This is a genomic window from Pseudomonas frederiksbergensis (assembly GCF_003732665.1).
GTDB lineage: Bacteria > Pseudomonadota > Gammaproteobacteria > Pseudomonadales > Pseudomonadaceae > Aquipseudomonas > Aquipseudomonas frederiksbergensis_G.
The window spans coordinates 685,154-699,807 of sequence record NZ_MOBP01000012.1 but is presented as its reverse complement, the minus strand read 5'-3'; the positions used below and the strand labels follow the sequence as shown (position 1 = coordinate 699,807).

Here is a 14,654-nt window from a genome sequence, read left to right as displayed (position 1 = left end):
GAGGGTAACAACTGAACCCCTTGTGGGAGCGGGCTTGCTCGCGAATGCGGTGTGTCAGCCAACATCTATATCAACTGACACACCGCATTCGCGAGCAAGCCCGCTCCCACAGGGAATATGTGCTGTCTTTGGAGCAGGCAAAAAAAAGCCCCGCGACCGAATGAGACGCGGGGCCAAAAAATTTGGTTGGTTGCGGCCAACCAAAGGAGCTCTTTAAAAACTTACTTGCTGGCGACCGTTGTCTCTGGCTGCCAACCGCCACCCAAGGCTTTGTAGATCGCGACGATGCCGCGATAAAGATCGACTTCGGCCTGGGCCTGGGAATCTTCGGCGGCCAGGCGTTCGCGTTGGGCGTCGAGCAAGACCAGGAAGTCCGCCGTGCCTTCGCGGTAGCGAATTTCTGCCAGGTCGGCAGCGGCGCGGCTCGATTCGCTTTGACGAATCAGCGAGATCAGGCGTTGCTGACGTTTGCCGTAATCGCTGAAGGCGTTTTCCGACTCTTCCAGGGCCAGCAGCACTTGTTGCTCGTAGGTCGCCAGGGCGCCTTCGGCATCGGCATCGGCACCGCGCAAACGGGCGCGAACACTGCCCAGGTCAAACGCCGCCCAAGTGATGCTTGGGCCGAGTGCCCAGGCGTTGGCCGCCGAGGAACCAATCTGCGAACCACGCCCGGCGGTGAAGCCGAGGAAGCCGCTGAGGCTGACCCGTGGGAACAAATCAGCCTTGGCCACGCCGATACGGGCAGTGGCGGAAGCCAGTTTGCGTTCGGCGCTGAGGATGTCCGGACGACGTTGCAGCAATTCACCCGGATCACCGATCGGCAGGGCCTTGGCGATGGCTGGCAGGTCTTTCGGGCTCAGGTCGACGGTCAGCTTGTCCGGACGTTCACCCAGCAGGGTGGCGATACGGTTTTTCTGTCGAACCTGTTCGGCCTGCAATTGCGGCACGCTGGCTTCGACGGAGGCCAGGCGAGCATCGGCGCGAACCACGTCGAGCTGATCGCCGACGCCAGCATCACGCAGGCTGACGGTGATCTTGCTCGATTCCTGCTGGTTATTCAGGTTGGCCAGGGCGATCTTTTCCCGCAGTTGCGCACCGCGCAGTTGACCGTAGGCGTCCACCAACTCGGCAATCATGCTGACTTGCAGTTGGTACAGATCGGCTTCGGCGGCCTGTTGCTCGGCGTCGGCCGATTCCAGGTTGCGCTGGATGCGACCGAACAAGTCCAGTTCCCACGCCATGTCCAGACCCAGGTCGTAGCGTTCGCTATTGACCCGCTTGGTGGTCTGGCCAGGGATTTGCCCCTTGGCCAGGTCACTGCTGGCGCGGCTGGTGATGGTCGGCATGGCGTCGTTGCTGGCGTCGTCGCGGATGGCTCGTGCGGCTTTCCAGCGGGCGAACGCCACGCGCAGATCACGGTTGCCTTGTAACGATTGCATCACCAACTGGTTGAGGGTCGGGTCTTCGAACTGTTGCCACCAGATGCCTTCGAAACGCGAGCGGTCATAGTTCTTTTGACCGCTGGCGCCATCGGTGACGGCCGTGATATTGGCCGGCTCCGTGGCTGGGGTTTTGTAGTCCGGGCCGACGGCACAGGCGCTCAGGGCCAGTACCAGCAGGCTCGGCAGGAAGGCTTTCAGGCTCATTGATGCGACTCCAGTTGCTTTTGATTAGTCAGCGCCTTGGCCGCTTTACGAGCTTCACCGCGCTCCACAAAGTTACGAATCAACACGTAGAACACCGGGGTCAGCAACAGACCGAAGAAGGTCACCCCGAGCATCCCGGAGAACACCGCCACGCCCATGGCATGACGCATCTCGGCACCGGCACCGCTGGAGAACACCAGTGGCACAACACCCATGATGAACGCGAAGGAGGTCATCAGGATCGGGCGCAGACGCAGACGGCACGCTTCCAGTACCGCGGCGAGCGGGCTGAGGCCTTCGTCCTGCTGTTTATCCTTGGCAAACTCGACAATCAGAATCGCGTTCTTACAGGCAAGCCCCACCAGTACGATCAAGCCAATCTGGGTGAAGATATTGTTGTCGCCTCCCGAAGCAATCACACCAATAATCGCCGACAGCAGCGTCATCGGTACGATCAGGATCACCGCCAATGGCAGGCTCCAGCTTTCGTATTGCGCCGCGAGTACCAGGAACGCCAGCAGTACGCAGAGCGGGAACACGAACAGCGCGGTGTTGCCGGACAGAATCTGCTGGTAGGTCAGGTCGGTCCATTCGTAGGTCATGCCGTTCGGAAGTTCATCCTTGAGCAGTTTCTCGATGGCTTTTTCGGCCTGGCCGGAGCTGTAGCCTGGGGCTGCCGCACCGTTGATTTCAGCGGTGATGAAGCCGTTGTAGTGCATCACGCGGTCCGGGCCCGAGGTGTCGCTGACCTTGATGAAGGTCGCCAGCGGGATCATCTCGCCTTTGTTGTTGCGCACTTTCAGCTGACCGATCTGGTCCGGCTCGAGACGGAACTGTTGTTCAGCCTGAACGTTGACCTGATAGGTGCGACCGAAGCGGTTGAAGTCGTTGGCATACAGCGAACCCAGGTAGATCTGCAGGGTGTCGAAGATGTCGCTGACGGCCACGCCGTGGGTCTTGGCTTTTTCCCGGTCGATGGCGGCATCGACTTGCGGCACGTTCACGGTGTAGCTGGTGAACAGGGCGGCCAGTTCGGGCACGTTGTGGCTCTTGGTGATGATGTTCATGGTTTCTTTGTACAGCTCGTCGTAGCCCAGGTTGCCCTTGTCTTCGATCTGCAGTCGGAAACCACCGATGGTGCCCAAACCTTGTACTGGCGGCGGCGGGAAAATCGCCATGTAGGCTTCTTGAATCCCGGCGTACTGACCGTTCAAGGCACCGGCAATCGCACCGGCGGACATGCTCGGGTCTTTACGTTCGTCGAACGGTTTCAGGGTTACGAACACGATGCCGGCGTTCGGACTGTTGGTGAAGCCGTTGATCGACAGGCCTGGGAACGCCACCGCACTTTCCACGCCTGGCTGTTTCAGGGCGAGGTCGGACATGCGCTTGATTACGTCTTCGGTACGGTCCAGGCTCGAGGCGTCCGGCAATTGTGCGAAAGCCACCAGGTATTGCTTGTCCTGGCCGGGTACGAAACCGGTCGGGGTGTGGGCGAAACCGAAGAAGGTCAGCACCATCAGGCCTGCGTACAACAGCAGGGCAATACCGCTGCTGCGGATAACCCGGGCTACGGTGCCGACATAGCCATGGCTGGCACGTTCGAAAAACCGGTTGAACGGGCGGAACAGCCAGCCGCCCAACAGTTTATCAAGCACTTTGGTAAAGCGATCTTTCGGCGCATCGTGGCTCTTGAGCAGCACGGCGGCCAGGGCAGGGGACAGTGTCAGCGAGTTGAACGCCGAGATCACGGTCGAGATGGCAATGGTCAGGGCAAACTGTTTGTAGAACTGGCCAGTGAGTCCGGAAATGAACGCCGCCGGGATAAATACCGCACACAGCACCAGCGCCGTCGCGATGATCGGCCCGGTCACCTCACGCATGGCTTTCTTGGTGGCTTCGACGGGCGTTTCTCCCAGCTCGATGTGCCTTTCGACGTTCTCCACTACCACAATGGCGTCGTCCACCACGATACCGATGGCCAGTACCAAACCGAACAGTGACAAGGCGTTCAGCGAGAAGCCGAACAGGTGCATCACCGCAAACGTACCGATCAACGATACCGGGACCGCCACCAATGGAATGATCGAGGCACGCCAGGTTTGCAGGAACAGGATCACGACCAATACAACGAGGATCAGTGCTTCGAACAGGGTGTGAACCACCGCTTCGATGGAACCGCGCACGAAGATGGTTGGGTCATAGACGATGCTGAAGTCCATGCCTTCCGGGAAGCTCTTCTTCAGTTCGGCCATCTTGTCGCGAACTTCGTTGGAGATTTCGATCGCGTTGGAGCCAGGGCGCTGGAAGATCGGGATCGCCACCGCCGGTTGGTTGTTCAGCAACGAACGCAGTGCGTATTGGCTGGAACCCAGTTCGACGCGAGCGATGTCTTTGAGGCGCGTGATTTCACCGTTGTCGCCGGAGCGAATGATGATGTTCTCGAACTCTTCCTCGGAAACCAGACGACCTTGGGTGTTAACCGACAACTGGAAGCTGGTGGCATTCGGCGCAGGCGGCGCGCCCAAGGCACCGGCAGCGACCTGACGGTTCTGCTCGCGAATGGCGTTGACCACATCGGTCGCGGTCAGGTTGCGCGAAGCGGTCTTGTTCGGGTCGAGCCACACCCGCAGGGAGTAGTCGCCCATACCAAACAGTTGCACATCACCGACACCGCCCAGACGCGCCAGCTCATCCTTGATGTTGAGCAAGGCGTAGTTGGACAGGTAGAGCATGTCGTAGCGTTTGTCCGGCGAGGTCAAGTGGACCACCATGGTCAGGTCCGGAGAGGCCTTGTCCACGGTGATACCAATGCGCGTCACTTCTTCTGGAAGCTTCGGCTCGGTCCGGGTTACACGGTTCTGAACTTGCACCTGCGCGTTATCCAGGTCGGTGCCCAGGGCGAAGGTGATGGTCAGGGTGATCTTGCCGTCAGCGGTGGACTGCGAGGACATGTACAGCATGTTCTCGACGCCGGTAATGGCTTGCTCCAGGGGAGCGGCCACGGTTTCGCCGATGACTTTAGGGTTGGCACCCGGGAAGTTCGCGCGGACCACAACGGTCGGCGGAACCACTTCCGGGTATTCGCTGATCGGCAACTGGAACAGCGAGATGGCGCCGGCGATCAGGATCAGCAGCGAAAGCACCGCTGCGAAGATCGGCCGTGAAATGAAGAATTGGGAAAAATTCATTGTAGAGATCCCTTAACCGCGTGGGGTCGCAGCAGCCAGTTTCACAACCGCACCCGGCGCGACCTTGGCAGGCGCGACTTGGGGCAGGTTGCTGGCTTCCAGCGCTTGTCGTTGTTGAGCCAGAGCGGCGAGGGTTTCCTTGGAGGCCATCGGGATCACTTCAGGTGTCACCGGCGAACCAGGACGAACCCGTTGCAGACCCTTGACGATGACGGTGTCGTCCTTGTTCAGGCCATTGCGCACGATACGCAAGCCTTCGATTTTCGGACCCAGTTCAACCGAGCGATAGGCCGTCTTGTTGTCGCCATCGATCACCAGTACGAACTTTTTACCCAGGTCAGTACCGACCGCTTCGTCATTGATCAGCACGGCGGAGTAGGTGCCGCTGCCGACCAGTTTCAGGCGAGCGTAAAGGCCGGGGGTGTACTGGCCATCAGCGTTATCGAACACCGCACGGCCACGGATGGTGCCGGTTTTCGGGTTGACCTGGTTGTCGACAAAGTTCATCACGCCCTGGTGCGGGTTGCCGTCTTCGTTGGACAGGCCCAGGTACACCGGCGTAGTGGCGCCGCGTTTACCCTGGCGAGCGAGCTGGGTGTATTTGAGGAACACACGCTCGTCGGCGTCGAAGTAGGCGTAAACCTTGTCGGTGGAGACGACGCTGGTGAGCGCGGTGGTATCGGCGGTTACCAGGTTACCGGCGGTGATTTCCGCACGGCTGACGCGGCCACTGATGGGCGACGTGACGCGGGTGAAGCTCAGGTTCAGTTTGGCCAGGTCCAGTTGAGCCTGGAGGGCGCCGACGGCGGCGCGGGCTTCTTGCGAAGCGCTGGTGCGCGAATCGGCCAGTTCGGCGGAGATCGCGTTGCTGGTACGCAGGCGTTCACCGCGCTGGGCTTCGTTTTCGCTACGGGTGGCGTTGGCGCGGGACTGGGCGACCAGCGCTTCGAGGCGACGGACTTCAGCCTGGAAAGGGCGCGGGTCGATCTGGAACAGTACGTCGCCTTTCTTGACCAATGCGCCTTCAGTGAAAGCCACTTCATCGATCTGGCCGGAGACCCGTGGACGAATTTCTACAGTTTCCGGCGCTTCGAGGCGTCCGGTAAATTCGTCCCACTCGTTGACAGGTTGCTCCAGCACCTTGGCCACGCTGACCTTGGCCGCGGGCATGGTGGCGGCAGTCTCAGGAGCCTTGCCGCAAGCGCTCATCACCAGGACGGCCAGCAAGGCCAACGGGAAGCGCAAATGTTTGAGTGACTGTTCCATGGATGCATCCGCCAATGTATTAAGAATGGACGGATGATGCTCGGCGAGGCTGTATCGCACGAATCGAATGAGGCAAAGGTAACTATCATTCGGAATGATATAAGCGCGAATCAAGCCCTCTAGCATGCGCCTTTCGTTAGGGGGCTATCAATCGGGTTGATAGCAAAGCTGTGTTGCAGTGAGTGCAAAGGTCGGCCTGATTTGAAGGCTTGTCAACGGCGCAAACAAAGAGACGGCCATGGCGGCCGTCTCGATCAGCGTTTACTCAATCAGCTTCAGTTGATCCCTTTAGGGTTCGGGCCGAAACGGTTGACGCCAGGGGTGCTGTCCTGGGCCAGGAACACAATGTTCACGATCGGCAGCAGGATCCACCAGCCGCTGCGATCAGTGTCGTGCATCCGGCGAATGGCTGCGGCGATACTTGGCAGCAACACCGCCAGGCTGTAGAGATTCGAAAGGATCCCTTTGGCACCCAGTACGGCGTCAATAACGCCGAGGACGATGGCGACCCCAAGGTTGATCAGAATAAACATCCAGTATTCTCGACGGCTGGCGCGGCCGGTGAACACAGCATATTTCTTCAGCACTTCAACATAAGGATTACCTTGCGCCGCACCGGCGTTCGGCGCCGTGAAGGCCTGCTGGCTTACTAGAGCCTGAGGCGCGCCGCATTGCGGGCAGGCCGCAGCCAGGCTGCTGATTTCCTTGGCACAACCACGACAAAAAACCATGCTCATATTTTTTCCCTAAAATTAGTCCAGCGATAGGCCGGCGAAACAAAGCGTCGCAATAGCCGACAAGACAACGCCTGCGATCGCGAGGTTATTTCCCGGTTTTTTTTGATTGATGCTGATGATGCCGCAAACAAGGCCGGCGACAGAGAAGATGCTGATTCCGAAGAGGGTATCTCTATCCCATTCGGAGTCATCAAATAGCGTAAGTACGCAGATAATGCCCAATATCAACGAGACGATCGCCAGCCATGGAGAGTCGGGGCCCGTCGTTGCCGGCAAGGCAATGTGTTGGCTCGCTCCGCATCGCGGGCAGGTTGGGGCTGTCTCGTGAATGTCCTTGGCGCATGCACGACAAAAAACCATTGCCATCGTTATCCTTAACTTTTAATGCTGAATACCCGCCCGGTTATCGACGGCTATCGGGATAACTTGAAGTTATTCCAGGTTTTATTTCGGTATTCATGCCGCATAGCCACTGTAGTTCAGGTTTTGGGGAAGAACAGCGAAAAACGGATAGTCCCGGGCGCAGGCTGTTCAACACTCACATCACCGCCATGCAATTGCATGATCGCGACGACAATGGCCAGGCCCAGGCCATATGAATCGGAGCTTTGGTGACGCGAAGCATCGCCGCGGTAAAAGCGATCAAACAGTTTGCGCAGGGTTTCGTCGCTCAGCACCGGGCCCTGATTCTCAACATCGATTCGCCATCCGCCGGCGACTTCAACGACGCGCATCAGAATCTCGCTGCCCTCGTTGGCATACCGAATAGCGTTCGCGACTAAATTGCTCAAGGCCCGGCGCAGCAGCAATGGGTCAGCCTGCAGGGTTCCGGCGCCGGTGGTCAGGAGGGTCATCTGCCGCTCTTCGGCCAGCCCTTCGAAGTAGCCGGCGATGCGCTGTAATTCGTCATGCAGGAGCAGCGGCTGGCGTTCGATCAGCGACTGCGCTTCGTCAGCGCGAGCGAGGAACAAGATGCTTTCGACGATGCGGGAAATGCGCTCCAGTTCTTCCAGGTTCGAGGCCAGCAGCGCCTGATATTCGTCCTCGCTGCGAGACTGGCGCAGAGCGACCTGGCAGTGCCCCATCAACGAGCCCACGGGCGTGCGTATTTCGTGAGCCAGGTCGGCGGAAAACTGCGTCAGGCGCTGGTAACCGTTGGCGAGTCGATCAAGCATGGCGTTATAAGCGTCACTCAGTTGTTGCAGTTCAACCGGTGTGTCGGCGCTGTCCATCCGGCTGTCGAGCCGCTGGGGGGTGATGTTGGCGGCATGCGCGGCCATTTTGCGCAGCGGGCGCAGGCCGCGACGCAGCAGCACGTAACCGAGCAGCGCGGTGAGCAGGAATGCCAGGGTCACGGCCAGGTAAATGCGCTCGCGAAACGCCGCGAGCATGGCCATTTCCTTGTCCATGATGTGCGCGGCAGTCAGGCGCACTTCGCGCCCCCCCGAGGTCGTTTGCACGGACGCGGCGCGCAAGGGCACTCCGGAGTCGGTCACGCCGCTGCGCAGGTCGGTGACGCTCAGCTTGGTTTCCTGGCCAATCACGGGCAATTCAGGCAGCGTGACGTTCAGCGGATTGACCAGGATCACCGGCTGCTGGCCCGGCTCCGCGATGATAAAAATGTCGTCTTCGCTGTCGAGCATGTTTTTGAAGATCTGCGGGCTGTCGCGCAGCTTCTCGATAGCCAGTTCGTAATGCAGCAGTTTGCGAAAGTGATCCAGGCGGCCCATGACCGCGTGATCGCTGTAGATCAGGACCGAGGTTTTCATCGACTGGTATAAATAAAACCCGGCACCGGCCACGGCGAGCATCGCCACCAGCGAGAACGCCAGGGTCGAGCGCAGGGTCAGGGAAGGTTGGCGTCGGGTCCGCATGGCCGCACCTCGCACACATAGCCGATACCGCGAATGGTATGGATCAGCTTGATCGGGTAGGGCTGGTCGACCTTGTTGCGCAGGCGTTTGACGGCCACGTCCACGACGTTGGTATCGCTGTCGAAATTCATGTCCCAGACTTCCGAAGCAATCTGCGCCCGGGACAGGACATCGCCTTCACGGCGCAGAAACAGATGCAGCAGGGCGAACTCCTTGTTGGTCAACACAATCACCTGTTGCTGGCGCGTGACGCGACGGCGCACCAGGTCCAGTTCCAGGTCGGCGATGTGAAAATGATCGGCTTCGCGGACCACGCCACGGCGCAGGATGGTGCGAATGCGCAACAGCAACTCGGTGAAGGAAAACGGCTTCACCAGATAGTCGTCGGCCCCCAGTTCCAGCCCGCGAATGCGGTCATGCAACTGATCGCGAGCGGTGAGGAACAGCACGGGCACATCTTGTTTGGCGCGCAATAGTTCGATGATTTGAAATCCATCAATGCCGGGCAACATCACATCCAGTACGATCAGGTCATAGGGCGTTTGCAGTGCCATGTGCAGGCCATCGGCGCCGTGTTGGGTCCAGTCGACGTTATAGCCGGACTCGCCGAGGCCCTTTTTCAGGTACTCGCCGGTTTTGGTGTCGTCTTCGATCAGCAGAATATGCATCGTCAGGGGGCGCTCGGGTCTCTGGGTGACGGGATTCAGCCCGCGGCATTGGCTCTCAGGCTTGCAGTGTAACGAGCTGAGCAGGCTGAGTCGGTTACATTTCTGTCATTCATGGACGGGTCGTGGCGAATGACAAAAATGTCATCCGGCGGTCATCGTGAGGTCCCGGTCCGGAGCCGAGGATGGCGGCACATAAACCAGTGAGGAATTGTCGCAATGAAGCTCAAGACTGCTCTGTCCACCACGTTCGGTTTGCTGATGCTCAGTGCTGCCGTCATGGCCACCGCGGCCGATATGCCGGTGATCAAACCGCTGCGTGGCACCGTTGAAAGTGTCAGCAACAACACGCTGACGTTCACCACCCGCGCCGGCGCACAGCAGACCATCGGTCTGACGGACAAGACCGGCATCAATCGGGTATCGAAGACTGATATCGAGTCGATCAAAGCCGACAGCTTCGTCGGCTCGGCAGCCATCCCACAGGCCGACGGTTCGCTCAAGGCGTTGGAAGTGACTGTATTCGAGTCCAGCCTCAAGGGCAGCGGCGAAGGTCATTACGGTTGGCAGAATGCCGATGGCAGCACCGGGACGATGACTAACGGCACTGTGGGCAAATTGTCCAAGGCCAATGGCCGCACGCTGACCGTCAATTACAAGGGTGGCGAGAAGCAACTGGTCGTGCCGCAAGATGTGCCTATCGCCTACGTAGAACCGGGCAAAGCCGATGAGTTGGTCAAGGGCGCGAAAATTGTCGTGTTCCCGGCCGAGGGTGGCACCACCGCACGCGGTATCGCGGTCGGTAAGGATGGCTTCCAGCCGCCGATGTAATCACCTGAAAAGGCTGGAGCGGTGTCGTCTGGCATCGCTCCAGTGCACGGACGGTTTCCGAGAGAGGGGCAGCATGCGCAAAAAATCCATCCATCCCTGGCCCGTTCGGCTTACCCATTGGCTCAACGCCGCCTGCATGGTCTGCATGTTCATGAGCGGTTGGGCGATCTACAACGCGTCCCCGTTGTTCGCCTTCAGGTTTCCGGTTGCATTGACGGTGGGTGGCTGGCTCGGCGGCTCGCTGGCCTGGCATTTCGCGTTTATGTGGTTGCTGTTCATCAACGGCCTCATCTATGTGCTGTACGGCCTGATCAGCCGCCACTTCAAGCGCGATTTCTTGCCGATCAGTGTTCACGCGGTAAAGCATGATTTGACGGCTGCACTGCGTTTTCGACTGGTGCACGAGAAGGGCGTCTATAACGCGGTGCAGCGCCTGATGTATTGGGTGGTGCTGGCGGCCGGTGTCATGGTTGTGATCTCGGGGCTGGCGATCTGGAAGCCCATTCAACTTCAAGAACTGGTCGCGCTCCTGGGCGGCTATGACGTTGCCCGCTACGTACATTTCGCGGCGATGGCGGTCATTGGCGCGTTCGTCGTTGTGCATCTGGCGCTGGTGCTGCTGGTGCCGAAAACCTTGTTGCCCATGATTACTGGCGGCGTACGGCCGATGGAAAGCGGGAAGACCGATCATGATTGAGCCCAAAAAACGCGCGATTCAGCGCATCAAACTTGAGCCCGCCCAGCAACTGCAACTGGAAAACCTCCAGCGCCGCAACTTCCTGCGGGGCGGCTTGACCGTCGGCGCGATGGCGATGCTGAGCGGTTGCAACCTGCAGGACGGCGACCAGGTCGACAAGGTGCTGTGGGCCATGTCCCGTTGGAACGACCGGGTTCAGGCCTGGCTGTTCAGCGGGCAGAAACTGGCGCCGACCTACACCAAGGCGCAAATGACCACGCCGTTTCCATTCAACGCGTTCTACGGCCAGGAGGATATCCCGGACGTCGACCTGTCCGATTATTCGCTCGCCGTTTCCGGGCTGGTACGGGACAAGGCGCCATGGACGCTGGAGGGCCTGCGCAAACTGCCGCAGCGCACCGACATTACGCGCCTGATCTGTGTGGAAGGCTGGAGCGCCATCGGGCAATGGGGCGGCGTACCCCTGAAGACGTTCCTGGAGCATATCGGCGCTGACACAACGGCGAAGTTTGTCGGTTTCAAATGTGCTGACCGCTACTACTCAAGCCTCGACATGCCGACCGCGCTGCATCCGCAAACGCTGCTGGCACTGGATTACGCCGAAGTTGCTTTGCCGCCGGAGTATGGCTATCCCCTACGGGTTCGAGTGCCCACCAAGTTGGGCTTCAAAAACCCAAAGCATATCGTTGAGATCTTTGTCAGCAACGACAATCCCGGTGGGTATTGGGAAGACCAGGGTTATAACTGGTTTAGTGGTATCTGATGGGAGATAGGGCTACTGGCGTGCCCCCACCATGAGCGCCAGGTAGCTGTCGAGCTGGCTGGACTGGAACGGCGCACTCATCAATAACGTTTGATTTCCGTTCAGGTGGTCCATGGCTGATCCACGGCTGCGAATATTGCTGGTTGATGAAGAACACTCAAGGCGCATGAATATTGAAAAGAATCTCGCCGGGCTGGGATACAACCGTGTGGCGCCGCTGGCATCGCTGCGCGAACTAATGAGTGTTATCGATAACGCGTTGCATAGGTTCGACTTGTTGGTGATCAACCAGCCACTATTAAGTGGTGCCGGGCCGATATCTGAGCAATGGGTACGTGATTGTCCCGATATCAGGCATCTGCTTGTTTATCAGGAGACGGACTTGCAGTTTTTTTTAGCAGGCAGTTCTGCGAACTCATCCATGAGTTTCAGTCTTTCCTGTCTGCCGGATCAGCAGTCGATCAGGCACGTGATGAGTTTTGTTGATCAAAGTGAAGGCTCATGTCGCCGTCCGGTGCATGGCAACTGATTCCATCCAGTCTGAACATCTACCCGTGACGTTCACGCGCCTTATGCCAGGCTATCCGGATCCCCAAAAAACATCTGAATCCTGGACCGCAACCAACGCTCCCCCGGATCATTGTCCTGCGAACCCCGCCAAGCCATGTGCAATTCAAAACTGCGCACCGGCAACGGTGGATCTTCCGCCCGCACACCGCCCGCCGCCGTCAACGCATCGGCGGTGTAGTCCGGCACAGTGGCGACAATATCGGTGCCGCTGATGAGGGTGCTCAGTCCGTTGAACTGCGGCACCGCCAGGACGACATGGCGTTTGCGCCCGAGCTTTTCGAGTTCTTCATCTATAAAGCCGCTCAGGTCACCGGCGAACGACACCAGTGCATGGGGCCGTGCGCAGAAGTCGTCCAGGCTCAGCGGCCCCGGCACGGTATCGGCGCGCAGCAGCTTCGGCAGGCTGCGGCGCAGTACCTTGCGCTTGGCGTTGGCCGGCAGGTCGGCGGTGTAGCTGACGCCGATCGAGATTTCGCCGGAAGCCAGCAGGCTCGGCATCAGGATGTAGTTGGCCCGCCGCACCACCAGGACGATGCCCGGTGATTCGGCGCGCAGGCGTTTGAGCAGCATGGGCAGCAGTGCGAATTCGACGTCGTCCGACAGACCGATACGAAACACCGCCGTGCTGGTGGCCGGATCGAATTCCGCCGCACGGCTGACCGCCGTGGAAATCGAGTCCAGTGCCGGGGAGAGCAGGGCGAAGATCTCCACCGCCCGGGCCGACGGCTCCATGCTGCGGCCGGTGCGCACGAACAACGGATCATCGAACAGCCCGCGCAGGCGTGAGAGCGCCGCACTGATCGCCGGCTGGCCGAGGAACAATTTCTCCGCAGCACGGGTCACACTGCGTTCATGCATTAATGTTTCGAATACGATCAACAGGTTCAGGTCGACACGACGCAGGTCATTACGATTCATCTGGAGTCCTGGCAGAGTCAGCAAACTTGACGTGAGCGGCCATATGAGAACAATGGCCGGCATGAATCTTACGGGCAAAGGCTGCTACTCTGCACCGTGTAATTCACTTTTTACTCAAATGGCTGCTTCGGTTTTTTACGGTATCTGATGATGCCGCCGGCGCTGCGGAATCAATGACAGGCATGTCGACTATTAATAGCCACTGATGGTCTTGGGTAGAAAGCCCAGATAGAGTTCGTGGCATTAGAGGTTACTTTGACGAGGTTTGCGATGTCCCGCACGATCCGTTTTCACAAGTTTGGTCCAGCCGAGGTGCTCAAATGCGAAGAGCATGCGGCCGCTCTGCCTGCACCAGGTGAAGTGCAGGTGCGCGTCGAAGCAATCGGCATCAGCTGGTACGACATTCTCTGGCGCCAGAACCTGGCTTCGTCCCACGCTCGTCTGCCTTCAGGCCTCGGCCATGAAATGTCCGGCGTAGTGACGGCGGTTGGCGACGGTGTTGATGACCTGGCAGTAGGCGATAAGGTCGCCAGCTTCCCGGCCGAGAGCCCTAACGATTATCCGGTCTACGGCGAACAGATTGTTCTGCCGCGCTCGGCACTGACCCGCTATCCGGACGTGCTCAGCCCGATCGAAGCCAGCGTGCATTACACGCCGCTGCTGATCGCCTATTTTGCCTACGTCGATCTGGCGCGGGTCAAACCGGGGCAGTTTGCCTTGGTGACCGACGCAAGCCATTGCGCAGGGCCTTCCTTCGTCCAACTGGGTAAAGCCCTGGGTGTGCGAGTGATCGCGGCGACCAAAACCGCCGACGAACGTGAATACCTGCTGTCCCTGGGTGCCGAGAAGGTCATCGTCACCGAAGAACAGGATCTGCTCATGCAGATCAACAAAATCACGGACAACCGTGGCGTTGATGTGGTGTTCGACGGTCTCGGCGGGCCACAGATGTCGATGCTCGGCGATGTGCTGGCACCCCGTGGCAGCCTGGTGCTCTACGGCTTGCAAGGTGGCAACCAGACGCCATTCCCGGCCTGTGCAGCGTTCCAGAAGAACATCCAGTTCTTTGTCCACTGCATCGGTAACTTCACCGGCAAGCCGGAGCTGGGCATTGTCCAGGACCACGTGGCGTTGCAACGGGCGTTGCGCGACATCAACCAGTTGACCGCCGACCGCGTGCTGCTGCCGCTCAAGACTCGGGTCTTCCCGTTTACCGAGTTTGTCGAAGCCCACCGCTACATGGACGAATGCCCATGCCGCGAGCGGGTGGCTCTGCAGATCGAGCCGGCGTAACACCCTTCAAGCTGTCCCCGATGCCCTCTGTGCGCCCCGCACCGAGGGCATCGTCGTTTCTGGCCGTCCGGTTTCAGCAACTGAACCGGTTTTTGCTTTTGATCTGTATCTTCTAATCATCATATAAGCCCTGATAATTGGATGATTACTTTCATCTCAAGGAACGAGTCATGAGTGGGCGTTCGGCTGATATTAATCAGCGC

At 59.1% G+C, this 14,654-nt stretch carries 13 protein-coding genes; 5 read left to right on the top strand and 8 right to left on the bottom strand.

Translation table 11 applies throughout. The features are described 5' to 3' along the window. Positions 1 to 221 precede the first annotated feature (221 nt). From BK665_RS20340 to BK665_RS20310, 7 genes are all read right to left on the bottom strand, one after another. On the bottom strand, positions 222 to 1,646 hold the full coding sequence (locus BK665_RS20340; protein ID WP_123408414.1) for an efflux transporter outer membrane subunit: 1,425 nt from the start codon (positions 1,644 to 1,646) through the stop codon (positions 222 to 224). Further along, positions 1,643 to 4,837: an efflux RND transporter permease subunit gene (locus tag BK665_RS20335; RefSeq protein WP_123408413.1), complete on the bottom strand. Its 3,195-nt coding sequence runs from the start codon at positions 4,835 to 4,837 to the stop codon at positions 1,643 to 1,645. The genes BK665_RS20340 and BK665_RS20335 overlap by 4 nt, the downstream gene beginning before the upstream one ends. Positions 4,838 to 4,849: 12 nt before the next feature. Further along, positions 4,850 to 6,103 carry a multidrug efflux RND transporter periplasmic adaptor subunit MexE gene (gene mexE, locus BK665_RS20330; protein ID WP_123408412.1) on the bottom strand — a complete coding sequence of 418 codons (1,254 nt, stop codon included), beginning with the start codon at positions 6,101 to 6,103 and terminating at the stop codon, positions 4,850 to 4,852. Between the two features lie 275 nt (positions 6,104 to 6,378). Further along, entirely contained in the window at positions 6,379 to 6,840 is a 462-nt protein-coding gene (locus BK665_RS20325; protein ID WP_123408411.1) for a DUF805 domain-containing protein, read from the bottom strand. A gap of 15 nt (positions 6,841 to 6,855) precedes the next feature. Then, positions 6,856 to 7,206 carry a DUF4190 domain-containing protein gene (locus BK665_RS20320; RefSeq protein WP_123408410.1) on the bottom strand — a complete coding sequence of 117 codons (351 nt, stop codon included), beginning with the start codon at positions 7,204 to 7,206 and terminating at the stop codon, positions 6,856 to 6,858. A gap of 113 nt (positions 7,207 to 7,319) precedes the next feature. Further along, positions 7,320 to 8,714: a heavy metal sensor histidine kinase gene (locus BK665_RS20315; protein WP_123408409.1), complete on the bottom strand. Its 1,395-nt coding sequence runs from the start codon at positions 8,712 to 8,714 to the stop codon at positions 7,320 to 7,322. Continuing rightward, on the bottom strand, positions 8,687 to 9,382 hold the full coding sequence (locus BK665_RS20310) for a heavy metal response regulator transcription factor (protein ID WP_122539579.1): 696 nt from the start codon (positions 9,380 to 9,382) through the stop codon (positions 8,687 to 8,689). The genes BK665_RS20315 and BK665_RS20310 overlap by 28 nt, the downstream gene beginning before the upstream one ends. Positions 9,383 to 9,598: 216 nt before the next feature. Here BK665_RS20310 and BK665_RS20305 point away from each other — a divergent pair, with 216 nt between their 5' ends. From BK665_RS20305 to BK665_RS20290, 4 genes are all read left to right on the top strand, one after another. Further along, positions 9,599 to 10,210 (top strand): hypothetical protein, encoded by a 612-nt coding sequence (locus BK665_RS20305; protein WP_123408408.1) that lies wholly within the window; start codon positions 9,599 to 9,601, stop codon positions 10,208 to 10,210. A 73-nt stretch (positions 10,211 to 10,283) separates the two neighbouring features. Further along, positions 10,284 to 10,907, top strand: coding sequence for a cytochrome b/b6 domain-containing protein (locus BK665_RS20300; RefSeq protein WP_123408407.1), 624 nt, complete (start codon positions 10,284 to 10,286; stop codon positions 10,905 to 10,907). Next, entirely contained in the window at positions 10,900 to 11,670 is a 771-nt protein-coding gene (locus BK665_RS20295) for a molybdopterin-dependent oxidoreductase (protein ID WP_123408406.1), read from the top strand. The genes BK665_RS20300 and BK665_RS20295 overlap by 8 nt, the downstream gene beginning before the upstream one ends. Before the next feature lie 112 nt (positions 11,671 to 11,782). After that, positions 11,783 to 12,199, top strand: a complete 417-nt coding sequence (locus tag BK665_RS20290; protein ID WP_123408405.1) for an ANTAR domain-containing protein — start codon at positions 11,783 to 11,785, stop codon at positions 12,197 to 12,199. Positions 12,200 to 12,240: 41 nt separating this feature from the next. On the opposite strand, the gene BK665_RS20285 is transcribed toward BK665_RS20290, so the two are convergent. Continuing rightward, positions 12,241 to 13,158 (bottom strand): LysR family transcriptional regulator, encoded by a 918-nt coding sequence (locus BK665_RS20285; protein WP_094467419.1) that lies wholly within the window; start codon positions 13,156 to 13,158, stop codon positions 12,241 to 12,243. A gap of 270 nt (positions 13,159 to 13,428) precedes the next feature. On the opposite strand from BK665_RS20285, the gene BK665_RS20280 reads away from it, so the two are divergent. Next, positions 13,429 to 14,451, top strand: coding sequence for a zinc-dependent alcohol dehydrogenase family protein (locus tag BK665_RS20280; protein WP_123408404.1), 1,023 nt, complete (start codon positions 13,429 to 13,431; stop codon positions 14,449 to 14,451). Positions 14,452 to 14,654: the final 203 nt, after the last annotated feature.